Raw genomic sequence first — 23931 nt, forward strand, 5'->3', positions numbered from 1 at the left:
GGCACGAAAAGATTTTTCAGCCTCGACCAATCCGCCTCGGCCCCAGCTTCGAATCCCGGTGCGTCAGGCAAGTTGGCATCGAGGACGGACGGCATGACACCTATCTCCAGGAGCGGCGTGGGGCGCGGCAGTGTCGCGACCCTCATCTGTGGTGCGCTGGCCGCCGGGGGGCTCGCAGCCGCCGGCGTGACAGCGCTGGAACCGGGGGCGGCCTCCGCCTCCTCCCACCGGGAGGCCCCGCTGATCTCGGGGCAGCCGCAGTACGACAACACGGACCTGTACGCGTTCGTGAGCCCCGACAAGCCGGACACGACGACGGTCATCGCGAACTTCGTCCCGTTCGAGGAACCGGCGGGCGGGCCCAACTTCTACACCTTCGCGGACGACGCCCAGTACGACATCCACATTGACAACAACGGTGACGCCCAGGGGGAACTGGTCTTCCGCTACACGTTCAAGACGCACACGAAGAACAAGAACACCTTCCTGTACAACACGGGTCCGGTCACGAGCCTGGACGACCCCGACCTGAACATCACTCAGTCGTACGACATCGACCTGCTCAAACTGCACAACCAGAAGCTGGTCTCGCGCACGAAGATCGCGGACGACGTGCCGGTCGCGCCCTCGAACGTCGGCAAGGCATCGATGCCGGACTACGGCAAGCTGCGCGACCAGGCCGTCTACAAGCTCACGGGCGGCGCTACGACCTTCGCGGGGCAGGCGGACGACCCGTTCTTCGCGGACCTGCGCGTCTTCGACCTGCTGTACGGCGGGAACCTGTCGGAGGTCGGCAACGACACCCTCAAGGGCTACAACGTCAACTCCCTGGCCCTGCAGGTGCCGAACGACTACATCCGCGAGTCCGCGAAGCAGCCGATCGTCGGCATCTGGTCGACGGTCCAGCGCAAGGACGCACGGGGCTACTACCAGCAGGTCTCCCGGCTCGGCAACCCGCTCGTCAACGAGGTCGTCAACCCGCAGAACGACAAGGACAAGTTCAACGCGTCCGCGCCGTGGAACGACGGCCAGTTCCTGAAGAACGTGACCAACCCGGAGCTGCCGAAGCTCATCGAGGCGATCTACAAGATCAAGGCGCCGGCCGAGCCGCGCAACGACCTGGTGGACGTCTTCCTGAAGGGCGTGAAGGGCCTCAACCAGCCGCCGTACGTGCGGCCGGCGGAGGAACTGCGGCTCAACACCTCGATCAAGCCCAGCGCGAACCCGAAGCGGCTGGGTGTGCTCGACGGCGACAACGCGGGCTTCCCTAACGGGCGCCGGCTCACCGACGACGTGATCGACCAGGCGCTCCAGGTCGTGGAGGGCGAACTGGTCGGCTCCAAGAACGACCTCGGCGACGCGGTCGACGCGAACGACCAGAAGTTCGGCCACTCCTTCCCGTATCTGGCCCAGCCCACCTCGGGTTCGCGCGGGCCGTTGGCCAAGGGCACCGGCAACAACGTGCGCAACCAGCTGGGTGACGGACTCCAGACGACCGGTTCGAGCAGCACCGACACCGCGCTGATCGCGAGCTCCGCGGCGGCGGGCGTCGCCGGTGTCCTGCTGATCGGCACCGCGGTGTTCTGGTGGCGCCGGCGCACCAGCCGCTACCGGGCGTACTGACCGCCCATCGGACGGGTCGGCCCTCCGGCCCCGTCCCCTCGACCGGCGCGGCCCGTACCCCTCCATCCCCCACGGCGCGGGCCGCGCCACCCACACCCCCGGCAACGATCGTTTCGCCCCTGAGACCGAGGAGAGGGCATGTCCCCGCGGATGAACCAGAGCGCGCCGGAGAGCGGGCACGGCGACCGGCCGGAGCCCGTGCCGACAAGTCCGGCACTTCGCGCGGCGGAGACCACGCCCGAGGAGAGCGGCGCAAGCACCGAAAGCGCGTCCGGCGGCAAGCTCATGAGCGCCCCTCGGGTTGCGCCGCACAGTGACGGCCCGTCGGAGCCAGGCCCGGCCGGGAGCGCCGAGGCGGCCGCCGAGCGGACCGACGGACCGGTACCGGCTCCCGCTCCGGTTCCAGAGCCGGCTCTTGCTCTTGCTCCTGCTCCTGCGGACGACTCCGACGGGGGCGGCGAGCCGGTCAGGCGCGGGGCGTCGTCCGCCGAAGCGGCGGACGGTACGGAAGCGGCCGACGAGCCGAACACCGGCACCGAACCGTCCGGCCTGCCGGCTGCCGGGGCCGGCACGGTCCACACGCCGGCCTCCCGCGAGCCGTCGGCCGGTGAGGCCGACGTACTCTCAAGCGCCACGGCGACGTCCCCAGCACCGTCGGGCGATGCCGACGAGCGTGTCGTCGCACTGCGGCGCTTCTCCGCGTCGAGGCGGCGGTGGCGGACCGCTCAGCTCGGCCTCTGTGCCGCCTCGTTGGCCATCGCGCTCACCGCGGGCGCCGCGGTCATCGGCGCCGCACGGGACGGCGGCGGCGCGACCCCGGTCGCCTCGACGGCCGGCGGAGTCTCACCGGAGTTGCCGGCAAGTGGCGACCTCGACTCGAGTATCCGCGCCCTGCAGGCCCACCTCCGCGCCCAGCCACGGGACCACGGCAGCTGGGCGATCCTCGGTCTCGCGTACGTCGAGCAGGCCCGCACCAAGGGCGATCCGTCCCGCTACCCGCAGGCGGAGCGCGCCCTCGACCAGTCGCTGAAGCTCCGCCCCGACAATGACGCCGCGCTCGCCGGCCGGGCCGCCCTGGCGGCCGCCCGCCACGACTTCCCCGGCGCCCTCGAGTACGCGGAGCTGGCCCTCAAGCAGAACCCGTACAGCGAGCGCGCGTTGTCCTCCCGCATCGACGCGCTCGTCGAGCTCGGCCGCTACACCGAGGCCGCGAAGGCCGCCGACCTGGCCGACTCGCACCGCCCCGGAGTCCCCGTCTTCACCCGCTACGCCTACGTCCACGAACTGCGCGGCGATGTGAAGACCGCCCGCCGCGTCCTGGAACAGGCCCTCGCCACGGCCACCGCCCGCGGCGACATCGCCTACGTGGCGACGGCGCTCGGCCAACTCGCTTGGAGCCAGGGCGACTACAAGACGGCTCTCGCCCACTGCGCCCGGGCCCTGGCCGCCGACGACACCTACCTCCCCGCGCTGGAGGGACGCGCCCGCGCCCAGGCGGCCCAGGGCGACACCGCGGACGCGATCCGCGGCATGGAGCAGATCGTCGACCGCTATCCGCTGCCCCAACCGCTCTTGGAACTGGGCGAGTTGTACGAGGCACGCGGCAAGGAGGGCGACCTCGCCAAGGCACGCGACCAGTACACCCTCGTCGACGCCTGGGTCTCGCTGGCCCGCGCCAACGGTGTCGACGCCGACCTCGACACGGCCCTCGCGGCCGCCGACCACGGCGACCGCAGGGCCGCGCTGAAGGCCGCCCGCACCGAGTGGGCGCGCCGCCACACCGTGCACACGGCGGACGCCCTCGCCTGGGCCCTGCACGTCAACGGCCGAGACCAGGAAGCCCTTCCCTACGCCCGGAAGGCCACGGCCACCGGCTACCGCAACGCGTCCTTCCTCTACCACCGCGGCATGATCGAGCGTGCCACCGGTCACACGGAGCAGGCCCGCGCCTCGCTCACCACGGCACTGAAACTCAACGCCGGTTTCTCCCCTCTGGGCGCGCGAGAGGCCCGTAAGGCACTGGAGGCGATGAAGTGAACCTCCGTCGCGTCGTCGCCTCCGGCGCGGCCGTCCTCGCGGCGGCCTGCGCCCTCGTCCTGGTCCCGTCCGGCTCAGTGAGCGCCCACCCGCTCGGCAACTTCACCGTCAACCGCTACGACGGCCTGGTCGCCGCCCCCGGACAACTGCGGATCGACCACGTCGAGGACCTCGCGGAGATCCCGGCCACCCAGGCCAAGCCCGACATCGCGAAACTCGGCCTGACCGAGTGGGCCCGGCAGCGGTGCGAGAAGGCCGCCCAGGGCAGCAGGCTCACCCTCGGGGGACGCTCTGCCCCACTCGCCGTCGACACCGGCCGCGCCCAGTTGCGGCCAGGTCAGGCGGGCCTGAACACCCTGCGCGTGGAGTGCCGCCTGACGGCGCCGCTGCCCAAGAGCGGCACCGTGCACCTCGGCTTCCACAGCGCGGGCGCGAGCACCGGGCCCGGCTGGCAGGAGATCACCGCGCGCGGCGACCGTATGACGCTCACCGCGTCGGACGTGCCGAAGGCGTCCGTTTCCCACGAACTGACCAGCTATCCGAAGGAGTTGCTCTTCTCGCCGGCCGACACGGCCCAGGCGTCCCTTCGGGTGCGCCCCGGCGGCCCCGCTCTGGCCGACGAGCGGCGGGACGCGCCGGCCGCGGCCGTGCTGCCGCGCGGCGCCGACCGCTGGACCCGGGCACTGGACAACCTGGTCGCCCGGCATCACCTCACCCTTGGCTTCGCCGCGCTGGCCCTGGTCATCGCGGTCGGGCTCGGCGCGATGCACGCCCTCGCGCCGGGCCACGGCAAGACCTTGATGGCCGCGACGGCGGCGGCCCGCGGCGGCCGGGCGAGGCTCAGGGACGTGCTGCCCCTGGCCGCTTCGGTGACGGTCACCCACACCCTGGGCGTGGTCGCCCTCGGCCTGCTGGTCACGGCCGGTTCGGCGGCAACGCCGTCGGTGATCGCGTGGCTGGGCCTGGCGAGCGGGGTCCTGGTCACCCTGGCGGGCGCGTCGCTCGTACGACGGGCGTGGCGCAACCGGAGTCATACGCACCGACACACGCATGCGCACGGCCACGACCACGCGCACGGCCACAGCCACGCGCACCACTCGGACCTCACACATGACCATGACCATGACCACGACCACAAGCACGACGACCACGACCACCCCCACGCCAGCCCCCACGCCCACGGCGGGGTCACCCACACCCACCCCACCGCCCCCACCCTCCGCTGCACCATCCTGCTCGGCTTCGCCGGCGGACTCGTGCCCAGCCCGTCCGCGGTGGTGGTCCTCGTCGGCGCCGCGGCGCTCGGCCAGGCCTGGTTCGGCCTCCTGCTCGTCGTCGCGTACGGCGTCGGGCTCGCCCTGACGCTGACCGCGGCCGGGTTCGCCGTGGTCAAACTGGGCAGCGGGATGAACCGGGTGCTGGACCGGCGCAGCCCGCGCTGGACCGCCGGCCCGATGGCGGCGCTGGTGCGCAGGACCGCGCCACTGGGATCCGCCTTCGTCGTCGTGGCCCTCGGGGCCGGACTGCTGTTCAAGGGGGCGGCATCCGCACTCGGTTGAGCTACTTTTGGGGAGAAATCGCGCGGAGTGCATACATCACGCGGATGCGAATGGGGGACGCCCGTGTCCGAAGAACCGGGCCATGAACGTGTGATCGCCGGCCGCTACCGTCTTCTGTCCCCCCTCGGCGAGGGCGGCATGGGAACGGTGTGGCGGGCCCGTGACGAGGTCCTGCACCGCGAGGTGGCCGTCAAGGAGGTGCGCGCCCCCGGGGGACTTCCGTCGGCCGAGGTCGAGCGCATGTACACCCGGCTGGAGCGCGAGGCGTGGGCGGCGGCCCGGGTGGCCAACCGCAACGTCGTGACGGTCTATGACGTGGCCCACGAGGACGGCCGTCCCTGGATCGTGATGGAACTGATCCGCGGCATCGCCCTGTCCGACCTGCTGGACGCGGACGGACCGATCTCGCCGCAGCGGGCCGCACACATCGGTGCCGAGGTGCTGGCCGCCCTGCGCGCCGCCCACGCGGCCGGGGTGCTGCACCGCGACGTCAAACCCGGCAACGTCCTGCTGGCCAACGACGGCCGGGTGGTCCTCACCGACTTCGGCATCGCCATGGTCGAGGGGAACTCCGCGCTGACCATGACCGGCGAGGTCATCGGCTCGCCCGAGTTCCTCGCCCCTGAGCGGGCGCTCGGACGCACACCGGGCCCCGAGTCCGACCTGTGGTCGCTCGGTGTCCTGCTGTACGCGGCGGTGGAGGGCAACTCGCCGTTCCGACAGAACACTCCGCTGAGCACGCTGCGTGCGGTCGTCGACGAGGAGTTGCCGCCGCCGCGGCGGGCCGGTCCGCTGACCCCGGTGATCGAGGGGCTGCTGCGCAAGGATCCGGCGGAGCGCATCCCGGCCGACCGGGCCGAGCATGACCTGCGGGTCATCGGTGCGGGCGGTACCCCGCGCGCGGGCGCCCCCGTGTACACGCCGACGGTCGCGGCGTTCCCGAGCGGACCGCCGACTCCCCCGCGGCCCGTGCGGGCCCCCACTGGTGCGTCGCGGCCCGGGTACACGGCTCCCCTCGAGCCGCCGCCGCGCAACCGCCGTGCCGCCGTCGTGCTGGTCGCGGGCCTGGCCGCGCTGGCGCTGGCCGTGGCGGGGCTGACATACGCCCTGGTGAACCGTGACAACGGCGACAACGGCGACAACGGCAGTACGAGCAGCGGGTCCACGCACAGCGACAGCGCCGGCGGCACGCGTTCGGGCAGTCCCGGCAAGAGCACCGGAGCGGGCCCGGCTCCCAGCGGGGAATCCACCTCCGGCAGCGGAGACGGGGACGGCCGTACGACGAGCCCGCCCGCCCAGTCGGTCCAGGTGACGGTCACGGGGGCGCACACCGACTACTCCGGTACCTGTCCGCCGCCGGACGCTCAGGCGCCGACGTTCACGGCGACGTTCACCGTGGGCAGCGTCCCGGTCGACCTGTCCTACCGCTGGGTCACCAAGACGGGGCAGGTGTCGGACCCGGGCTGGAAGACCTTGTCGTTCCCCGCGGGTGGTGGGAGGACCAAGCAGCAGCAGGTCGTCGTCACCACGTACGACGCGGGCGGTTCGGTGCAGAACGAGATCGGTGTGGAGGTGCGCAGTCCGGTGCAGGTCACATCCGACTCGGTGCCGTTCTCGGTCACATGTGGGACGGAGACCCCGACGGGCGGGGCCTCCCCCTCGGGTTCGTGACCGTCAGGCCGCGCTGGTCAGCACCGGCAGATAGCCGCCGGACTGACCGGCCGCGGTCGGGTGGTACGACTCGCCGATGTTCAGCCAGTTGACGCTGTGCAGCCAGGAGTCTCCGGAGCAGATCTCGTGGCCGCTGAAGGTGGTGCGGACGTCGCCGAAGGTGAAGCCGTGGTCGGCGGCGCGCTTGGCGATCGCGGCGTCGATGTAGTCGGCGGCGCCGTTTATCGCGGACCGCTTGGTCTCGGACAGTCCGAGGCAGCTGGTGCCGAGCTTGTAGAAGCGGGGGTAGCCCAGCACGACCACGTGGGCCGACGGGGCCTTGGCGCTGATCGCCGAGTAGACGTTGTCCAGTTGGCCGGGCAGGGTCGAGTCGACGTACGCCTTGGCCGTCGCGATCCGCGACAGGCAGACGCTGTCGGACTGGAGCACACAGGTCGTCATGACGTCGGAGAAGCCCGCGTCATTGCCGCCGACGGTGATGGAGACGAGACCGGTGGACGCGTTGAGGGCGCCGAGCTGGTTGTTGAGGACATCGGTCGTCTTGGCGCCCGAGCAGGCCATGAAGCTGAACGACGCGGGGGCGTGGGCGGCCTGCCACAGGTACGGGTGGGCCTTCGTGCTGCGGTCGCAGTCGCCGCTGGAGCTGATGTAGCTGCCGGCGCCGACACCTGAGGAGTAGGAGTCACCGAGGGCCACGTAGCCGGTGGCCGCCGCCTGCGCCGTGGCCGCCCCGGTGAGGGCGAGGCCGACGGCCAGGAGGAGTGACGTCATGTACGCCGCAAGTCGGGAACGTCTCATGGAACCTCCCTCTAGCAGGATCTCTGCCACAACCGTGGTAGCAGCTACGCGTGTTGACAGGAAGTGTCCATGCCAAGACTTTTCGACCCCACCGGGATCCACTGCGCTCGTTCACCGTCGTTGGATTACATGCCCATGACAGAAATGTGGACGGCGCCTCAGCTCCTTGAGTCGGGCGCCACCAACAGCTCGGACGCCCGGGCCGGCTACTCCGACTACGGGTCGGTCCTGGACCTCTTCGGCTTGTCCCGTGACACGGCTCGAGGTTCGAACGACGGTTCCCCGGAGGTCGCCCTTCCTCCAGGGAACACATGTTTAAACCAAGCCAAGAACCTGTACGTGCCGCTTCCGCGTCTTGACGGCTCCCTCTCCGCTTTGCGACATTGAAGCCCGGCATCCGGCGCTTCGGGGGGCAAAGTCGCCAATGCAGACCTTACGCATCAAGCCACCTTCATCAGGCGGGGACGGGCCGTCGGGACAGGATCCGGGGAGGGACCTGTTTCCTCTGCTCGCGGGCGTGGCGGTCGCCGTCGCGGGGATCGGAGCGATCCTCGCGCTCAGCGACGCAGACTCACCGCTGCGCGGCCCGTTCACACTGTTCTTCCTGCTCGCCGCGCCGGCAACAGCCGTCGGCGCCGCCTCGCGAGGGCTGGAACCGTTCGCCCGCACGGTGGTGTCCGTGGCGGGAGCGATCGCCATCGACCTTCTGGTTGCCCAAGGCATGTTGGCGGTGCACCGGTGGTCGGTCCGCGGCGGGATCGTCGCGGTGACCGTGATCAGCTCCCTCGTTCTCCTGCTGGTACTGGTATGGCGGCAGCGCCGTCGTACGGCGAGAAGACGGGCCTGAAGACGTGGATATCAGCGTGTACCGCCCCGGCGAACTCAGCGCCGCAGACCGGGCGGCGTGGACGGCTTTGCAGTCGAAGGCTCATCTGAACGGCTCGCCCGAGCTGGCGAACCCGTTCCTGTCCCCCGAGTTCACGCTCGCCGTGGGCCGGACGAGACGTGGCGTACGGATCGCGATCGTCCGCGAGGACGGCGAGCCGGCCGCTTTCTTCCCGTTCCAGAGAACCCTCTCCGGGGTCGGCCGGGCCGTCGGCCTCGGCCTCTCGGACTGCCAGGGCCTGGTGCACCGGCCGGGCTTCACCTGGGACGCGCAGGAACTGCTGCGGGCCTGCGGGCTCGCCGTCTTGGAGTTCGACCATCTGGTGGAAGGCCAGGCGCCGTTCGAGGCGGGAGCCTCCGGCACCTTCCCGTCCCCGGTCATGGACGTCGACCAGGGGTACGAAACGTATCTGCGCCAGCTGCGCGCACAGTCACCGAAGTTCACCCGCACGACGCTGGCCAAGGATCGCAAGCTCGGACGGGACGCCGGCCAGGTGCGCTACGTCCACGACGAGCGGGATCCTGCCGCGCTGCATGCTCTGATGGCCTGGAAGTCGGCCCAGTACCGCAGGACCGGGCGCAGCGACCGCTTCGCGCACGCCTGGATCAACGAGTTGGTGCAGCAGCTCTTCCACACCCGCTCGGAGCCGTTCGCGGGCATCCTGTCGGTGCTCTACGCAGACGGACGACCGGTCGCCGCGCACTTCGGACTGCGCACCGAACGGGTACTGGCCTGCTGGTTCCCGGCCTACGACCCGGCGTTCGCGAAATACTCACCCGGACTGGTCCTGCATCTGCGGATGGCCGAGGCGGCCGCCGCCGACGGGATCGCCTATCTGGATCTCGGGCGGGGCCAGAAGGAATACAAGGACTCCCTGAAGACACGCGAACTATGGGTGTCGGAAGGGTGGGTGACGCGCCGCCACCCGGTCGCGTTCGGACACAGGGCGCGCCGCGCCCCGGTCCGGGCACTGCGCAATGCGGTGCTGTCACGGCCGGAGCTCTTCGAGCCGGCCGACCGGCTCCTCAAACGGATGGGGAAAATCCGTTCGAGGGGTTGAGTTACGACCATTCCGACAAAAACGGGAGACACGTCCCAGGTCTTGCCATAAGGTCGCAATCGTCAATACCGTCATACATCAACCCGCATCGGTCCATCATCACGCGGCTCCAGGGGAGGGCTCAGGTACCGCGATGGTCCCGGCGCGGGGCGCGGTAGGGGGGTGCCGTGCTCGGCGACCGCAGTCGTACGAGCCGTGCCGCGCGACCGGCTGCCGTTTTCCCGGCAGACGGCCAGCTTTGCCAGCTCACCCGGCGTGCACGGAGATCGAATTCGGCATGCCATAAGTGAGAAACCCCCCTTTCGAACCGGACAAATACCCGGACCGTCCAGGGGCGGACGGTCCACCGGACGAGAGGGACAAGACCCATGAGTTCTGTTCTGCGCCCTGCAGTTCCATTAATGCAGGGCAAGTACCGGCCCATCTCCTCTCACCTGGCCATTGCGCCACCGGTGAGCGTGGTGATCCCCGCCATGAATGAGGCGGAGAATCTCCCGTACGTCTTCAAGACACTTCCCGACTGGGTTCACGAAGTGGTTCTTGTGGACGGCAATTCCACCGACGACACCATCGAGGTCGCACGTGATCTGTGGCCGGGCGTGAAGGTCGTCGGACAGCGGGGCAAGGGCAAGGGCGACGCCCTGATCACCGGCTTCGAGGCCTGCACCGGCGACATCATCGTGATGGTCGACGCGGACGGTTCGGCCGACGGTCAGGAGATCGTCAGTTACGTCTCCGCTCTCGTGTCCGGCGCCGACTTCGCGAAGGGCTCGCGGTTCGCGAACGGCGGCGGCACCTCCGACATGACGCCGATCCGCAAACTGGGCAACCGGGTGCTGTGCGCGATCGTCAACGCCAAGTTCGGCGCCCGCTACACCGACCTCTGCTACGGGTACAACGCGTTCTGGCGGCACTGCCTCGACGAGATCGACCTCGACTGCACGGGCTTCGAGGTGGAGACCCTGATGAACATCCGGGTGGTCAAGGCCGGGCTGAAGGTGCAGGAGATACCCAGTCACGAGTACCTCCGCATCCACGGCGCGAGCAACCTGCGCGCGGTGCGCGACGGGTTCCGGGTACTGAAGGTCATCCTCAAGGAGCGCTCCAACCGGCGCGCGCTGCGCCGCCGCCCGCACACGATCGCGCTCAACTCGGGTCAGGGAGAGGCGTCTTGAGCACTCCGGACATCTCCGTGGTGATCTGCGTCTACACCGAGGACCGCTGGGAGGACATCCTCGCGGCGGTCTCCTCGGTGCGGGCGCAGTCCCGGCCGGCGCGCGAGACGCTGCTGGTCGTGGATCACAACGAGACCCTGCTGGAACGGCTGACCAAGGAGTACAAGGGGGTCGAGGAGGACGGGTCGGTCCGGGTACTCGCCAACGCGGGCCCCCGCGGCCTGTCCGCGGGCCGCAACACCGGGATCGCCGCTTCGCACGGCGAGATCATCGCGTTCCTCGACGACGACGCCGTGGCCGAGCGTGACTGGCTGAAGCACTTCGCCGAGGGGTACGAGGACCCGCGCGTCATGGCCGTCGGCGGCCGCACGATGCCGACCTGGGCGTCGGGCCGCCGCCCGGCCTGGTTCCCGGAGGAGTTCGACTGGGTGGTGGGCTGCACATACCGGGGGCTGCCGCCCGGCCGGGTCCGCGTGCGCAACGTCCTCGGCGGCAACGCCTCCTTCCGCCGCACGGCCTTCGAGGCGGCGGGCGGCTTCGCCACGGGCATCGGGCGCGACGGCGACAAGCGCCCGCTGGGCTGCGAGGAGACGGAACTGTGCATCCGCCTCACCCGGGCCAGGCCCGACGCGATCCTGCTGATCGACGACCGCGCGGTGATCCACCACCGGGTACCCGAGCCGCGCGAGCACTTCGCGTACTTCCGCACGCGCACCTACGCAGAGGGCCTCTCCAAGGCGCTCGTGACCCGCAGCGTCGGCTCCGACAAGGGACTCGAGTCGGAGCGCCGCTACACCACCCGGGTGCTGCCCGCCGGGGTGGCCCGCGGACTGCGCGACGCCCTGCTGGCCCGCCCCGGCGGCGCGGGCCGGGCGGGCGCGATCGTCGCCGGGGTACTCACGGCCACCGGCGGGTACGTGCTCGGAAGCGTCAGGGCGCGCAGGGGCGGCGCCACCTTCTCGATCGTGGACATCCCCGACGGCAAGGGGGGCACCGCATGAGTGAACAGGCCGTACCCATCCTCATGTACCACTCGGTCGCGACGGCGCCCAACGAGGCGACGCGCGCCCTGTCGGTGACACCCGAGGCGTTCGCGGAGCAGATGGCGCAACTGGGTGACCTGGGGTGCACGCCCGTCACCACGTCCGATCTCGCGCGCAGTTGGCGGGAGGGCGGTCCGCTGCCCGCGCGGCCCGTCCTCATCACCTTCGACGACGGCTACGAGGGCGTACACCGGCACGCCCTGCCCGTGCTCGCCAAGCACGGCTTCGTCTCCACGCTGTTCGTCTCCACCGGCTGGATCCGGGGCGCCTACGACACCGGCGGCGGTCTGGACACCATGCTCGACTGGGACCAGGTCCGCGACCTCGCGGGTGCGGGGGTCGAGATCGGCGGCCACAGCCACACGCATCCGCAGCTCGACCAGCTCGCCGACGACGCCCTCCGGTGCGAACTGCTGCGCTGCAAGGAGATCATCACCGACGAACTGGGCACCGGACCGGTGTCGTTCGCCTATCCGTACGGCTACTCCAGCCGCAGGGTGCGCCGCACGGTGCGGGAGACGGGATACCGCCAGTCGCTCGCCGTCGGCAACGGTCTCGCGCGCCGCCGGCAGGGACCCTACGCGCTGCAACGCGTCACCGTGCGCCGCAGCACCGGTGTCGAGGAGTTCGAGCGGCTCGTGCTGGGCCGTTCGATCGCCCGCAACTTCGCCAGGGACCGCGTCCTGACCCAGGGGTACGCCGTGGTCCGAAGAGCACGACAGGTTCGCCGGAAGGCCATCCGTTCCCGTGTCTGACACGACGACCACAGCCCAGGCCGACGAGGCCACGACCGCGGCGCCCGAACCGTCCGGGCGCCGCCTGCGCCTGCCCGGACGCGGCGGGGGCGACGGCAACCAGCTGTTCCGCAACGCCTATGCGCTGATGCTCAACACCGGTATCTCCGCGGTGCTCGGCCTCGGCTACTGGCTGGTGGCGGCCCGCTACTACTCCGACGCCGCGGTCGGCCAGGGTTCAGCCGCGATCGCCGCGATGAAACTCCTCGCCGGGCTCACCGCGGTGACCCTCACGGGTGCTCTGGCCCGGTTCATCCCGGTCTCGGGACGGACCACCGGCCGCCTGATCTTCCGTACGTATGCGGGCAGCTCGATCGTCGTGTCGCTCGCCGCCGGCGTCTTCCTGCTGACGCTGAACGTGTGGGGACCCTCATACCGCTTCCTGCACGGGCCCGCTCCGGCGCTCGTCTTCGTGGTGGCCGTCGTCGCCTGGAATCTGCTCACCCTCCAGGACGGTGTACTGACCGGGCTGCGCAGCGCGCTGTGGGTACCGGTGGGCAACACCGTTTTCTCCGCGGTGAAGCTGGTGCTGCTCATCGGGTTCGCGGCCGCCGTCCCCATGTTGGGCGTCTTCGTCTCCTGGGTCGCGGCCATCGCCACGTCCGTGCTGCCGCTCGGCTGGCTGGTGTTCAGGCGCCTGGTGCCCCGGCACGTCAAGGCGACCGAGGACCACGCGAGCCCGCCGTCGCTCAAGGAGATCGGGCGGTTCCTGGCCGGTGACTACACCGGGTCGCTGTTCTCGCTCGCCGTGGTCTACCTCGTCCCGGTGATCGTGGCCTCGCAGGTCAGCGCCGCCGACAACGCGTACTTCTACATCACCACCACCATCGGCGGCACCACCAACCTGCTCGCCATCAACATGGGCGCCTCGCTCACCGTCGAGGGCTCGCACGACCCGGCGCGGCTCGCCGCCAACACCCGGGCCGCGCTCAAGCGCATGGCCCGGATCATGCTGCCGGTGGGCGGGCTGCTGTTCCTCGGCGCGCCCGTCATCCTGCACGTCTTCGGCGACGGCTACGCCCACGCAGCGACCCCGCTGCTGCGCTGGTTCGCGGTCGGCGCACTGCTGCGGGTTGTCATGGAGACGTACTTCGCGGTGCTGCGCGCCCAGAGCCGCACCTTGGGACTCGCCTGGCTCCAGGGCCTGCTGTGCGTCCTGGTGCTGGGGCTGACCGTTCTCCTGCTCCCCCGTATGGGCCTGACCGGCGCGGGCGTCGCGGAGATCTCCAGCCTCGCGGTGATCGTGGCGATCGCCCTGCCGAAGCTGGTCAAGATCGTGCGCACCGCCCCGGCGGACGCCGTGCCCGAGGACGCGGCACCGGACGGGGACCTCGCCGACCTGGGGGCGCCCGAGGTCCCCGCGCCGAGGAGCGGCCCGTCCTGGGCGAAGAAGCTCGACGCCGACACGCTCGCGCTCGGCATCCACGTCGACTTCGACCACCAGGAGCGCCGACCCGACGTACGCCCCGGTCCGGGCACCCCGCCCACGGGGACGCCCGCGGTGGGCGGGCAGGCCGACGACCCGACGCGGGCACTGGGGCTGCCGGTGCGGACGGGGGTGCCCCCGGTCGAGCGAAGCCGACACTGGGGGAGGGAACCGGGCTCACAGGACCGCGCCCCGTCAGGGGCGCGAGGCGTGACGCCGAGCGGCTCCGCCGCGCCGATGCGACCAGCCACAACGGACCCGCAGCTCGAAGAGCACCCGCGCCCTTCGGGCTCTCTCAGCGGAGCGCTCCTCGGCTGTCTGCTCGCCTCCGCCCTGCTGCTGTACTGGGTGCCCGCTCTGGGGCTCAACGACGGGTCCCTGGAACGCATGGGCGGTCTGGGGCTGATCTCGATCCTGCCGCTGCCGACCCTGGTCGGAGCGGCGCTGCTGGTCGTGGTCTTCGCCGCCCTGCTGTGGCGTGGCCGTGAGTCCAAGGCGCTGCTGCTGGCCACGCTGCTGGCCACGGTCGTCTCGCTGCACGCGCTGCCCGCGGTGATCGAGACCGAACCGCGGTTCGCGACGGCCTGGCAGCACCTCGGCTTCCTCGACTACATCGACCGGACCGGAACGGCCGTGCCGGACCTGGACGCCCGCTGGAGCTGGCCGGGCTTCTTCGCGGCGGCCGCGTTCGTGGCGAAGGCGTGCGGGGTCACCGACCTCACCGAGGTCATCCGCTGGTGGCCGCTGACCATTCAGCTCCTCTACCTGGCGCCCATGTTCCTGCTGCTGCGCTCGCTGCGGGCGAGCTGGCGCGCGAAGTGGACCGGTGTGTGGATCTTCGTGCTCAGCGGCTGGGTCGGCCAGGACTACTTCTCGCCGCAGGGCTTCACCTATCTGCTCTACCTGGTCTTCGTGGCGATCCTGCTGGTGTGGTTCCGTGCGCCGCGCGTGATCTGGACGAAGGCGCGTCCCGGCGAGGCGGAGGTGGAACCGACCGGGCGCGGGCAGCGGGCCGTGCTGCTCATGGTGCTGATCGGCCTGTACGCGGCGAGCGTCCCGGCCCATCAGCTCACCCCGTTCGTGATGCTGGGCGTGCTCGCGGCGCTCGTCCTGATCGGCCGCTCCGAACTCCGCGGTCTGCCCATCCTGTTCGCGGTGCTCGTCGCCTTCTGGCTCGGTTTCATGGCCGAGCCGTACTGGTCCGGCCACTTCAGCGAACTGTTCGGCGGCGTCGGCGGCGTCGGCAGCAATGTGTCGACGTCCGTCTCCGGGCGCATCCAGGGCGGCGACTCGACGCACAAGCTCGTGCTCTACACGCGCGTGCTGCTGGCCGGCGCCGTCATGGCCTTCGCCTGCTGGGGCTGGTGGCGGCGGCGCGACAACAAGTACCGCGAGCGGTCACTGCTCGTCCTCACCTTCGTGCCGTTCCTGGGCTTCGGCATGCAGTCGTACGGCGGCGAAATGGCCCTGCGCGTCTTCATGTTCGCCCTGCCGGGCGCGGCACTGCTCGCCGGGCTCGCCCTCTTCCCGCGCACCGGTGCGACGGCCGAGGAGCGGGACAAGGACCGGGCCAGCCTCGCCCCGCTCGCGGCACTCATGGCCGGCCTGCTGCTGATGGGCGGATTCCTGGTGGCCCGCTGGGGCAACGAGGCGTTCGAGCGGATCCGCCCGGGCGAGGTCGCGGCGATGGACTACGTGTACGCCCACGACGACCCGACCGTGCGGCTGCTGTGGCTGAGCAACGACACGGTCAACAACGTCACGCCGGCGATGCCGTGGGGTGCCAAGGACATGGAGAAGGTGCAGTACGTCCCGACACTGGCGCCCGCCGATCCCGTGCTGGTGTCGGGCCTGGTGAAGTCACTCAAGGACGCGGGCCCGAACTCGTACCTCGTGATCAACGCCAGTCAGGTGACCTACCTGCGGATGGACGTCGGCTACTCGGCGACCTGGGAGTCGCGGCTCCTCAAGAACCTGGACGACCGTCAGGAGCTGAAGAAGGTTCTCGTCAACGACGACGTGACCATGTACGCGCTGCGCGAGCAGCCCGCGGGCGCGGTCGCGAAGCCGGATCCGGGCCCGATCGGCCCGCGGGTGACCTGGACGCCGTGGTCGGTGGTCGGGGGGCTCGCGGCCGTGGCCCTGGTGCTGATGCTCACGGCGCGCGAGGTCGTACGGGTCGCCATGCGGCCGAGCGTGCGACGACTGCGCTGGCTGCAGAGCAGTTTCTGGTTCTCGCTGCCGCTGCTGGCGGTGCTGCTGGCCTCTCTGGTTCAGCGGTTCCTGACCATGGGGAAGGGCTGAGCGTCACACGGCGTGCGAGGTGAAGCGCTCAGCGCTGCAGCCACTTCACCTCGTACGCCTTCATGTCGAACCGCTTGCCGTCGACCTGGGCGCTGATCGCCCGGTCGAGGGTGTTCACCACGAGGGCGACCTTGTCGGTGGCGAGGACGCGGACGTTGGGGACGTCGTCCTTGGCGACGGGCACCGTCCGGTACTCGGTGCCCGGCGGGAACTCCTTGCCGAACCGGGAGGCCAGGTCGTACATGGGCAGCGCCTTGCCGCCGCCAGCGGTGTCGGTCGGCGTCCACAGGCAGCCCGGGCAGTCGGTGCCCTTCTCCTCCTCCGGGTTCCAGTAGAAGCCCGACGAGGCGCCACCCTTGACCATCGCGATCATCCCGGTGGCCTGCACGGCGACGCGGTGGTCCTCGGTCCAGCCCTTGCGGTCGTCGTTGCCGTCGGCGGGCTCGACGTAGTACTCCGCCCACCACAGCGGCAGGTCGTGGGTCTGCTGCCGCACCCACGCGCCGACGGCGGTGAACTTGTCGGTGGCGGCGAACTCGTCGGGCAGCAGGTCGTCGTCCTTGGTGTAACTGGAGCCGTCCACGACGACGAAGTCGGCGCCCGCCTTGTTCTTGTTCCAGTAGTCGAAGGCGTCGAGGACCCGCTGGTCCATGGCTCCCCAGGTACCGCGCAGGGTCGTGGAGACGTCCTGCTTCTGCCGCGGGTCGACGCTGTCCATGACGAGGTACGGGCCGCCGACCATGTTCTTCGGGTTGACCTGCTTGAGCGCCTTGTAGACCAGGTTGTACAGCTCGGTGTAGCCCTCGTAGTCCCAGCGGGCCTCGGAGTTGTTCCAGAAGCCCTTGAACTCGTTCCAGACGACGAAGTGGCGCACGTCCGGATAGCGCTTGGCGACGGTCGCCGCGAGGGCCGCGAAGTCCTTGTAGTGGTCGGGCGTCGGGGCGGTCTCCAGGGCGGACTGGCTCCAGTCGGTGTTGTCGGCGCCCGCCCTGCCGCCCTTCATCCAGTCCGGGGCGCAGCACAGCGTCACGACCGGGGTGCCGCCCGACTTGCGTACGAAGTCGATGCGGCGGTCCATCTCCTCGAAGTCGTAACGGCCCTTGACCGGCTCGGGATTGCCCGCGCCCCAGCCCATGATGTGCTGGTTCTGTGGCCCCCCGGTCCCGGAGAGCAGGTCCTCGACGCGCGCGGTGGCGGTGCCACTGCCCTGGTCGGCGCTGTACTGGGTGTGCGTGAAGCCCCATCCGACGTCCGGCTTCGTGGCCTCGGGCGGGGTGGCCGGCGTGCCGTGCACCTTGTCGCCGTCCCGTGTGGTGTCCCTGGTGCTCCCGCCGTTGCCGGACAGTGTGCTGATCAGCGTCACCACCAGTGCCAGAGCGGCCACTCCCACGCCGAGCAGCGCCGTGAGGCGCCACCGCCGTTCCCCCGTATTCCACCCATGACGTCCCATCATGGGCAACAGTAACGGCGGAGGTCGAGCCGGGGACAGGTTTCGTCGTGCGACATCCCTGTAACAGGACGGACCGGACGGACCGGGAGCACCGGGCACGGCCGACACACCCGGCACACGGCGGAAAGCGGGTGCACAGGGCGCCCGCGTGACGGATCATGGCGGCATGTCCGCGAACCCATACGAAGCTCTGCCGATCCGGCTCAACGTCGACGACAGCGACTCGCCGTCCGACGTCGTCGACGCGCTGTTCCTCGGCCGCTTCGCGACGGGCGAGCAGCCTTACTCGCACGCGGCGAACATCGACCGCGTACGCTCCGGGGCCACGCTCCTGCCGCCGGGCGCCCGGGTGCTGCGGCTCGCCCGCGACGACGACCGCAGCGCGACGCTCGCGGAGGGCGACGGCTGGACCCTGCTGGTCTCCCGCTGGAACCGCGGCGCGGACGTCACGGTGACCGCGACCAGCGCCGAACTGGCCGAACAGGTGCTGAAGCAGGCCACGGACGGCGCGGCGGACGAGCCCGAGCCGCAGCCGGAGAACGTGACCATGGGGTTCTGGTACGTGTCGCCGAGGCGCGGCCCGCACCGTACGACACGGCAGATCGCGGCGGGCACCTGGGAGGAGGTCCGCCCGAACTACACGGCGCCCGTCGCGGACGCCATGGACCGCCTGATGAAGACGACACCGGAGGACATCGCGGGCCGTCTGCTGCTGCTCCACGGCCCGCCGGGCACCGGCAAGACCTCGGCGCTGCGCACGCTGGCCCGCTCGTGGCGTGACTGGTGCCAGGTGGACTGCGTCCTGGATCCCGAGCGCCTGTTCTCCGACGTCGGCTACCTCATGGACATCGCGATCGGCGAGGAGGACGGGGCGGGCAAGGGCCGCTGGCGTCTGCTCCTGCTGGAGGACTGCGACGAGCTGATCCGCGGCGAGGCCAAGCACACCGCGGGCCAGGCGCTGTCACGTCTGCTGAACCTGACGGACGGACTGCTGGGGCAGGGCAGGAACGTCCTGGTGGGCGTCACCACGAACGAGGACCTGGAGCGCCTCCACCCGGCCGTCGTCCGCCCCGGCCGCTGTCTGGCCCGGATCGAGGTGGGCCGGCTGACACGCCCGGAGGCGGTGAACTGGCTGGGCAGCGAGGAGGGCGTCGGCCGCGACGGGGCGTCCCTGGCGGAGCTGTACGCGCTGCGGCGGGGCACCTCACCGGCGACGGTGCCGGACCAGCGGGCGGGGGCGGACTCGGGACTGTACCTGTAGCCGCACCGGTGGGAGGCCGCGGCCGGTGCTTTGATGGACGTATGACCCTGTTCGTCGGCACGTCGGGGTGGCAGTACAAGGACTGGCGCGACGTCCTGTACCCGGCCGACGTGCCCATGCGGCTGTGGCTGGAGGAGTACGCGACACGGTTCGCCACGGTCGAGATCAACAACGCGTTCTACCGGTTGCCGGCCTGGGAGACGTTCGAGGCCTGGCGGGAGCGGGTCCCGTCGGACTTCGTTGTGGCGGTCAAGGCGAGCCGGTACCTCACCCACATCAAGCGGCTGAAGGAACCGGAGGAGCCGGTGCACCGCCTGATGAGCCACGCGGCGGGCCTCGGCGACCGCCTCGGCCCGGTCCTGCTCCAGCTCCCGCCCACGCTGCGTGCCGACCCGGCCCTCCTGGACGACTGCCTGGCCTGCTTCCCGTCCGGCACCCGGGTGGCGGTCGAACCGCGTCACGACTCCTGGTGGACACCGGAGGTGCGCGCGGTCCTCGAAGCCCGGGGCGCGGCGCTGTGCTGGGCCGACGTGCTGTCCCGCCCGGTCACCCCGCTGTGGCGGACCACCGACTGGGGCTACGTCCGCTTCCATGCGGGCCGCGCCAGGCCGTGGCCGCACTACGGCCGCCGGTCCCTGACCTCCTGGGTCCACCGCATCGCGGCCGTCTGGCCCGACGAGCGCGACGTCTACGCCTACTTCAACAACGACCCGCACGCGGCGGCGGTCCTGGACGCGTCGGTGTTCGCCCGCGTGGCAACGGCGGCGGGCCTGACGGTGACCCGCACACCACGACGCCTGCCGACGGCGACTGCGGGCCCGGCACGGTAACCCTCGTGGCTCCGCGGCAGCGCTCAACCACAACGGCGCAGGCCGACGACGCGCCCGGGGCAGCACCGCTGCGCAGATACCCATGCCGGCGTGGAAGTTCCCCGCCACAACAGCGAGCAATCATCACAGCGCAACCCGACGGCCCCACGACCGCACCACACCGCGGAAGCCCACACCACACCAGCCCAGAAGAACCCGCCGCAACAGCAAAGCAACCACCGCGACGCAACCCGACGTTGCCCAAACCGGCCCCGCTGCCCGGCAGGCAGCCGGCCGCACCCCGTCAGCCCCCGTAAGCCGCCCGCAGGGCATCCCGCACCGCGGCCAACGCCGCGTCCTCGCCCAGCCCGAGCCGCCGCACCCTCTCGGCGTAGGCCTGCGCGGCGCCCGCCGCCTCGCGCTCCGCGGCCGAGCCGGCGGCAGCCACGAACGTTCCGTTGCGCCCCCGCGTCTCGATCACCCCGTCCGCCTCCAGCGCCCGGTACGCCTTGGCCACCGTGTTCGGCGCGAGAGAGAGGGACTCGGCCAGCCCGCGCACGGTCGGCAGCCGGTATCCCACCGGCAGCGCCCCCGACCGGGCCTGCTCGGCGATCTGGGCGCGCACCTGCTCGTACGGCGCGGCGCCTTCCGCGATGTGGATCTTCAACGTCACCGCCCGATTGTCCCGCACCCAACGGAAAATGGGAGGCATCCCCGCGACTGCCTCGCGTACCGTGCGCCGTCATGACTGTGATCGTGCGCGACCTCCGCCCCGATGTCCGAGCCGATACCGAAGGCTTCACCCGGGTCCAGCACCTCGCCCTCCCGTTCATGCTGTACACGCCGGAGTCCATCGCCTACGACGCCGCCCACATGCATCCCGACGCCCACTACCGGCCGCTTGTCGCCGAGGAGGACGGCGAGATCGTCGGCACGGCCCAGGTCCACGTCGCACACGAAAGCCGGGAGCCCGGCCAGGCGAACGTCAACGTGTACGTGCACCCGGAGCGCACGCGCCGCGGTGCCGGATCGCTTCTCGTGCGTGCCGCCGAGGAGCATCTGGCCGCCGTGGGTGCGACCAGACTCCTGGCGTGGGTCCTGGACGAGCCCGGCAACCGCACCTTCGCCGAGCGGCACGGCTACCGCGCGAGCCGCTCCGCGCACTTCCTCCGCCTGGACCTGGCGCACGGTAGCCTGCGGCCGCTCCAGGACCCGCCGCCGGGCGTAAAGCTGTGTACAGGTGCGGACTTCGCCGACGACCCGCGTCCCCTGTTCGAGCTTGACGCGGAGACGACGTCGGACGAGCCGAGCGACATCGACACCGAGTTCACCGACTACGAGGCCTGGCTCGAGGAGACCTGGCGGCAGCCGCTGTTCAGCCCCGAGCTGACCTCGGTGGCGGTGGTCGACGGCCGCCCCGCCGCCTTCAGCGCGGCCCGCATCGACGGCGCCACCCGCTACGGCACCGTGATGACCGGCACCGCCCGCGCCTTCCGCGGCCGGGGCCTGGCCAAGCTCGCCAAGAACGACTCCCTGCACCGCGCCCGCGCCGCCGGGTACACGGACGCGTTCACGGGCAACGACGCCGGCAACGGCCCGATGATCGCGATCAACAAGTGGTTCGGCTACGAGATCTGCGGGACGGAGGTGCGGTATGTCCGCGAACTCGGCTGAGGGGACCTGGGTGGACGTCGTCCTGGTCAAGGCGGGCCGTACGAAGATCCGTTACCCCGCCGAGCTGCTCCACGACGACGGCACCCGGATCGCCGTCCGCGCGCCCTGGGCGGGCGACGGCGTCCGCGACTTCGGCTTCGTGCGGTTCGAGCCCGGTGACGTCTTCACCGAGTACTACTGGCGCGACCGCTGGTACGCGGTCAAGGAGGTGCGCACCGGGCAGGGCACTCTGAAGGGCTGGTACTGCGACATCACCCGCCCGGCCACGCTCCTGGGCGGCGAACTGGTCGTCGAGGACCTCGACCTGGACCTGTGGCGCTCCGCGGACGGCACGACCGTACTCCGCCTGGACGAGGACGAGTTCGCGGCGAGCGGCCTCACGACGCGGGACCCGGAAGCCGCCACGGCCGCCGTACGGGCCCTGGACACCCTCGAACTCCTCGCCCGTGAGGCCGGCTTCGGGGCCCTGCCGGCCTGAGCCGGGCGGTCAGGGAACCGCCACCACCGCATACCGCTCGTCGTCCACCTCCTTGCCCCACAGCCGGGCGTCGTCCGACAGCCGCTCGACCCGTACGTCCAGGGCGAGGGGCGCGAGGAGGGCGGTCACACGGTCGGCGGACAGGCCGACCGGACTCGTCATCCCCCACACTCCCTCGACCAGCACCAGACGTCCTCCGGGGCGCAGCAGCCCCCGCCAGTGCCGCAGCGCCCGGCCCGGGTCCGGCAGGGCCCACAGCACATGGCGGACCAGCACGACATCAAAGAGCTGTTCGCCGACCGGTGGGGCCGCGGCGTCCCCGATCAGGAACACCGCGTCACGGCCGGCGAGCTTGGCGCGTGCCAGAGCGATCATGGGCGGCGACAGGTCCACACCCGTCACCCGATGCCCCCGCTCGGACGCGAGGAGTGACAGGCTGCCCGTACCGCAGCCCAGGTCCAGGACATCCCCGGGCCGCGACGGCAGCCACTCCCCCAGCCGGGCAGCCCATGCCTCGCGCACCCCGGGGTCGCGCAGCCCGTGGTCCGGCTCGTCGTCGAAGGCGGCGGCCGCGGCGTCCCAGTCCACGCCCCCGCCCGCCGAGGTTTCGGATCCCTTGTTCCTGGCCATGTTCCTGGTCATGTACCTGGTCATGTCACCAGAGTGACAGCCACCACTGACAGTCGAATCGTGACAGCCGCCACAGACAGACCGCTATCGATCAGGAACCCTCGCCACAAGGGTCTACCTCCGCACAAACGCGGAACCCGGTAGGCACAAGGAGGCAGCCATGCGCCGAGTGACCGTGCACAAGCCCCTGAAGAGGAACGACTCCCGCCGGGTGCGGGAGGAGGCCGACGAACGCCCCGTCGAGCGCCCCGAAGTGCGCAAGGACATCGCACGCCTCTGGTGGCCGGACGGCTGAGTCCGTCCACCGTCACCCCGGCAGTTCACGAGGCTCTCAGTCCAGCCGCTTGCGGTAGTGCACACGGTCGTACGGTCCGTCGACTCGGCGCTCCACGACCTCGTATCCGTACTTCGGGTAGATCTCCTGGTTCTCCCACATCATCGCGTTCGTACAGAGCCTGACCTCGGGCAGCCCGAGCGCACGCGCGCGTGCGTCGACGAAGGTGAGCAGCCGCCCTCCCACACCCCGTCCCTGTGCCCCTGGGTGCACGGCGATGCTGTCGAGGAAGAGATGGTCCTCGCGCGCCTCCACCACCACGAGGCCGGACACGGGTTTTCCCGTCACGAACACGCGCCCCGCGGCGACGTTCGCCGTATGGTCCGCCTCCATGGGCTTGGGCACCACTCCGATGCGCTCGATGTAGTGGTGGTACGCGGCGTCGGTCACCGCCCGCACGGCCGGTACGTCGGCGGCGACGGCCTGCCGGATCCCCTCGCCGGTCGCGGCGCCTGAGATGGCATCTGTCATGGGCCGCACGATACTCAGTCACTTGTTCATCTGCCCGCGAGCCGCCGGTTCCGCCGTCGTTTACTAACAATTGGTTGAACAGTTCAAACTGATAAGCCTAGCGTCAGTATCTATGAAGGTGGATACAGGTGCAGGTCGCGGCGATACTCGCGGCCCGAGTGATACCGCCGTCCTCGCGTCCGACCTCCGGCTCGCGGTGGGCCGCGTGACACGCCGGCTGCGTCAGACGCACGCCGTGGGTGACATCTCACTCTCCGGTGTGTCGGTACTCGCCCGGCTCGCTGCCGACGGTCCTGACTCGCCGACTTCCCTCGCCGACATGGAGCGCGTACGCCCGCAGGCCATGGCGAGCGCTTCAGCCGCTACATCGTCGGCCACACGGTGGAACGGGCCGAATCCGCCGAACGGGCCGAGGAGTTGATCCGCGAGACCATCGAACGCAACGGGA

21 protein-coding genes are annotated in these 23931 nt (G+C 70.8%); 15 read left to right on the forward strand and 6 right to left on the reverse strand.

Translation table 11 applies throughout. The features are described 5' to 3' along the window. The first annotated feature begins 93 nt into the window (after nt 1-93). From ACZ3TS_RS36335 to ACZ3TS_RS36350, 4 genes are all read left to right on the forward strand, one after another. Nucleotides 94-1623: a DUF4331 domain-containing protein gene (locus tag ACZ3TS_RS36335; protein ID WP_467626156.1), complete on the forward strand. Its 1530-nt coding sequence runs from the start codon at nt 94-96 to the stop codon at nt 1621-1623. A gap of 138 nt (nt 1624-1761) precedes the next feature. After that, nucleotides 1762-3660 (forward strand): tetratricopeptide repeat protein, encoded by a 1899-nt coding sequence (locus ACZ3TS_RS36340; protein ID WP_467626157.1) that lies wholly within the window; start codon nt 1762-1764, stop codon nt 3658-3660. After that, complete coding sequence (locus ACZ3TS_RS36345; RefSeq protein WP_467626158.1) at nt 3657-5219, forward strand: HoxN/HupN/NixA family nickel/cobalt transporter; 1563 nt, start codon at nt 3657-3659, stop codon at nt 5217-5219. The genes ACZ3TS_RS36340 and ACZ3TS_RS36345 overlap by 4 nt, the downstream gene beginning before the upstream one ends. Nucleotides 5220-5282: 63 nt before the next feature. Continuing rightward, nucleotides 5283-6890, forward strand: coding sequence for a serine/threonine-protein kinase (locus ACZ3TS_RS36350; RefSeq protein WP_467626159.1), 1608 nt, complete (start codon nt 5283-5285; stop codon nt 6888-6890). A 3-nt stretch (nt 6891-6893) separates the two neighbouring features. Here the strand turns inward: ACZ3TS_RS36350 and ACZ3TS_RS36355 are convergent, their stop codons facing one another. Further along, nucleotides 6894-7688, reverse strand: coding sequence for an SGNH/GDSL hydrolase family protein (locus ACZ3TS_RS36355; protein WP_467626161.1), 795 nt, complete (start codon nt 7686-7688; stop codon nt 6894-6896). A gap of 517 nt (nt 7689-8205) precedes the next feature. On the opposite strand from ACZ3TS_RS36355, the gene ACZ3TS_RS36360 reads away from it, so the two are divergent. From ACZ3TS_RS36360 to ACZ3TS_RS36385, 6 genes are all read left to right on the forward strand, one after another. Continuing rightward, a complete protein-coding gene (locus ACZ3TS_RS36360) occupies nt 8206-8535 on the forward strand; it encodes a hypothetical protein (protein WP_467626162.1) in 330 nt (109 codons plus the stop codon). Nucleotides 8536-8539: 4 nt separating this feature from the next. After that, nucleotides 8540-9634: a GNAT family N-acetyltransferase gene (locus ACZ3TS_RS36365; protein WP_467626163.1), complete on the forward strand. Its 1095-nt coding sequence runs from the start codon at nt 8540-8542 to the stop codon at nt 9632-9634. A gap of 368 nt (nt 9635-10002) precedes the next feature. Next, nucleotides 10003-10809: a glycosyltransferase family 2 protein gene (locus ACZ3TS_RS36370; RefSeq protein ID WP_467626164.1), complete on the forward strand. Its 807-nt coding sequence runs from the start codon at nt 10003-10005 to the stop codon at nt 10807-10809. Beyond that, nucleotides 10806-11810, forward strand: a complete 1005-nt coding sequence (locus ACZ3TS_RS36375) for a glycosyltransferase family 2 protein (protein WP_467626166.1) — start codon at nt 10806-10808, stop codon at nt 11808-11810. Before ACZ3TS_RS36370 ends, ACZ3TS_RS36375 begins: the two co-directional genes overlap by 4 nt. Further along, on the forward strand, nt 11807-12607 hold the full coding sequence (locus tag ACZ3TS_RS36380) for a polysaccharide deacetylase family protein (protein WP_467626167.1): 801 nt from the start codon (nt 11807-11809) through the stop codon (nt 12605-12607). The genes ACZ3TS_RS36375 and ACZ3TS_RS36380 overlap by 4 nt, the downstream gene beginning before the upstream one ends. Beyond that, nucleotides 12600-16376 carry a lipopolysaccharide biosynthesis protein gene (locus ACZ3TS_RS36385; protein ID WP_467626168.1) on the forward strand — a complete coding sequence of 1259 codons (3777 nt, stop codon included), beginning with the start codon at nt 12600-12602 and terminating at the stop codon, nt 16374-16376. Before ACZ3TS_RS36380 ends, ACZ3TS_RS36385 begins: the two co-directional genes overlap by 8 nt. A 28-nt stretch (nt 16377-16404) precedes the next feature. Here the strand turns inward: ACZ3TS_RS36385 and ACZ3TS_RS36390 are convergent, their stop codons facing one another. After that, a complete protein-coding gene (locus ACZ3TS_RS36390) occupies nt 16405-17826 on the reverse strand; it encodes a GH39 family glycosyl hydrolase (RefSeq protein ID WP_467626169.1) in 1422 nt (473 codons plus the stop codon). A gap of 166 nt (nt 17827-17992) precedes the next feature. Here ACZ3TS_RS36390 and ACZ3TS_RS36395 point away from each other — a divergent pair, with 166 nt between their 5' ends. Continuing rightward, nucleotides 17993-19087: a DUF5925 domain-containing protein gene (locus ACZ3TS_RS36395; protein ID WP_467626170.1), complete on the forward strand. Its 1095-nt coding sequence runs from the start codon at nt 17993-17995 to the stop codon at nt 19085-19087. Nucleotides 19088-19128: 41 nt separating this feature from the next. Beyond that, on the forward strand, nt 19129-19917 hold the full coding sequence (locus ACZ3TS_RS36400; protein ID WP_467626172.1) for a DUF72 domain-containing protein: 789 nt from the start codon (nt 19129-19131) through the stop codon (nt 19915-19917). A 283-nt stretch (nt 19918-20200) separates the two neighbouring features. On the opposite strand, the gene ACZ3TS_RS36405 is transcribed toward ACZ3TS_RS36400, so the two are convergent. Next, nucleotides 20201-20569: a GntR family transcriptional regulator gene (locus ACZ3TS_RS36405; RefSeq protein ID WP_467626173.1), complete on the reverse strand. Its 369-nt coding sequence runs from the start codon at nt 20567-20569 to the stop codon at nt 20201-20203. Between the two features lie 71 nt (nt 20570-20640). Here ACZ3TS_RS36405 and ACZ3TS_RS36410 point away from each other — a divergent pair, with 71 nt between their 5' ends. After that, nucleotides 20641-21570: a GNAT family N-acetyltransferase gene (locus ACZ3TS_RS36410; protein ID WP_467626174.1), complete on the forward strand. Its 930-nt coding sequence runs from the start codon at nt 20641-20643 to the stop codon at nt 21568-21570. After that, nucleotides 21551-22048 (forward strand): ribonuclease FAU-1 family protein, encoded by a 498-nt coding sequence (locus tag ACZ3TS_RS36415; RefSeq protein ID WP_467626175.1) that lies wholly within the window; start codon nt 21551-21553, stop codon nt 22046-22048. The genes ACZ3TS_RS36410 and ACZ3TS_RS36415 overlap by 20 nt, the downstream gene beginning before the upstream one ends. Before the next feature lie 9 nt (nt 22049-22057). Here ACZ3TS_RS36415 and ACZ3TS_RS36420 read toward each other — a convergent pair whose 3' ends face one another. Beyond that, nucleotides 22058-22678: a class I SAM-dependent methyltransferase gene (locus ACZ3TS_RS36420; RefSeq protein WP_467626180.1), complete on the reverse strand. Its 621-nt coding sequence runs from the start codon at nt 22676-22678 to the stop codon at nt 22058-22060. A 160-nt stretch (nt 22679-22838) separates the two neighbouring features. On the opposite strand from ACZ3TS_RS36420, the gene ACZ3TS_RS36425 reads away from it, so the two are divergent. After that, complete coding sequence (locus ACZ3TS_RS36425; protein WP_467626176.1) at nt 22839-22973, forward strand: hypothetical protein; 135 nt, start codon at nt 22839-22841, stop codon at nt 22971-22973. A gap of 36 nt (nt 22974-23009) precedes the next feature. On the opposite strand, the gene ACZ3TS_RS36430 is transcribed toward ACZ3TS_RS36425, so the two are convergent. Together ACZ3TS_RS36430 and ACZ3TS_RS36435 are read right to left on the reverse strand one after the other, a co-directional pair. Further along, on the reverse strand, nt 23010-23483 hold the full coding sequence (locus ACZ3TS_RS36430; RefSeq protein WP_467626178.1) for a GNAT family N-acetyltransferase: 474 nt from the start codon (nt 23481-23483) through the stop codon (nt 23010-23012). A 222-nt stretch (nt 23484-23705) separates the two neighbouring features. Continuing rightward, a partial coding sequence (locus ACZ3TS_RS36435) for a hypothetical protein (RefSeq protein ID WP_467626179.1) occupies nt 23706-23931 on the reverse strand: 226 nt, incomplete at its 5' end.

This window comes from Streptomyces sp. NPDC022910 (genome assembly GCF_055561075.1).

What these genes read in the sequence shown, in the direction of transcription:
- ACZ3TS_RS36335 (WP_467626156.1), top strand. Translation starts at nt 94, where the DNA reads ATGACACCTATCTCCAGGAGCGGCGTGGGGCGCGGCAGTGTCGCGACC.
- ACZ3TS_RS36340 (WP_467626157.1), top strand. Translation starts at nt 1,762, where the DNA reads ATGTCCCCGCGGATGAACCAGAGCGCGCCGGAGAGCGGGCACGGCGAC.
- ACZ3TS_RS36355 (WP_467626161.1), bottom strand. Translation starts at nt 7,688, where the DNA reads ATGAGACGTTCCCGACTTGCGGCGTACATGACGTCACTCCTCCTGGCC.
- ACZ3TS_RS36370 (WP_467626164.1), top strand. Translation starts at nt 10,003, where the DNA reads ATGAGTTCTGTTCTGCGCCCTGCAGTTCCATTAATGCAGGGCAAGTAC.
- ACZ3TS_RS36380 (WP_467626167.1), top strand. Translation starts at nt 11,807, where the DNA reads ATGAGTGAACAGGCCGTACCCATCCTCATGTACCACTCGGTCGCGACG.
- ACZ3TS_RS36390 (WP_467626169.1), bottom strand. Translation starts at nt 17,826, where the DNA reads ATGGGACGTCATGGGTGGAATACGGGGGAACGGCGGTGGCGCCTCACG.
- ACZ3TS_RS36395 (WP_467626170.1), top strand. Translation starts at nt 17,993, where the DNA reads ATGTCCGCGAACCCATACGAAGCTCTGCCGATCCGGCTCAACGTCGAC.
- ACZ3TS_RS36400 (WP_467626172.1), top strand. Translation starts at nt 19,129, where the DNA reads ATGACCCTGTTCGTCGGCACGTCGGGGTGGCAGTACAAGGACTGGCGC.
- ACZ3TS_RS36410 (WP_467626174.1), top strand. Translation starts at nt 20,641, where the DNA reads ATGACTGTGATCGTGCGCGACCTCCGCCCCGATGTCCGAGCCGATACC.
- ACZ3TS_RS36415 (WP_467626175.1), top strand. Translation starts at nt 21,551, where the DNA reads ATGTCCGCGAACTCGGCTGAGGGGACCTGGGTGGACGTCGTCCTGGTC.
- ACZ3TS_RS36420 (WP_467626180.1), bottom strand. Translation starts at nt 22,678, where the DNA reads ATGGCCAGGAACAAGGGATCCGAAACCTCGGCGGGCGGGGGCGTGGAC.
- ACZ3TS_RS36425 (WP_467626176.1), top strand. Translation starts at nt 22,839, where the DNA reads ATGCGCCGAGTGACCGTGCACAAGCCCCTGAAGAGGAACGACTCCCGC.
- ACZ3TS_RS36430 (WP_467626178.1), bottom strand. Translation starts at nt 23,483, where the DNA reads ATGACAGATGCCATCTCAGGCGCCGCGACCGGCGAGGGGATCCGGCAG.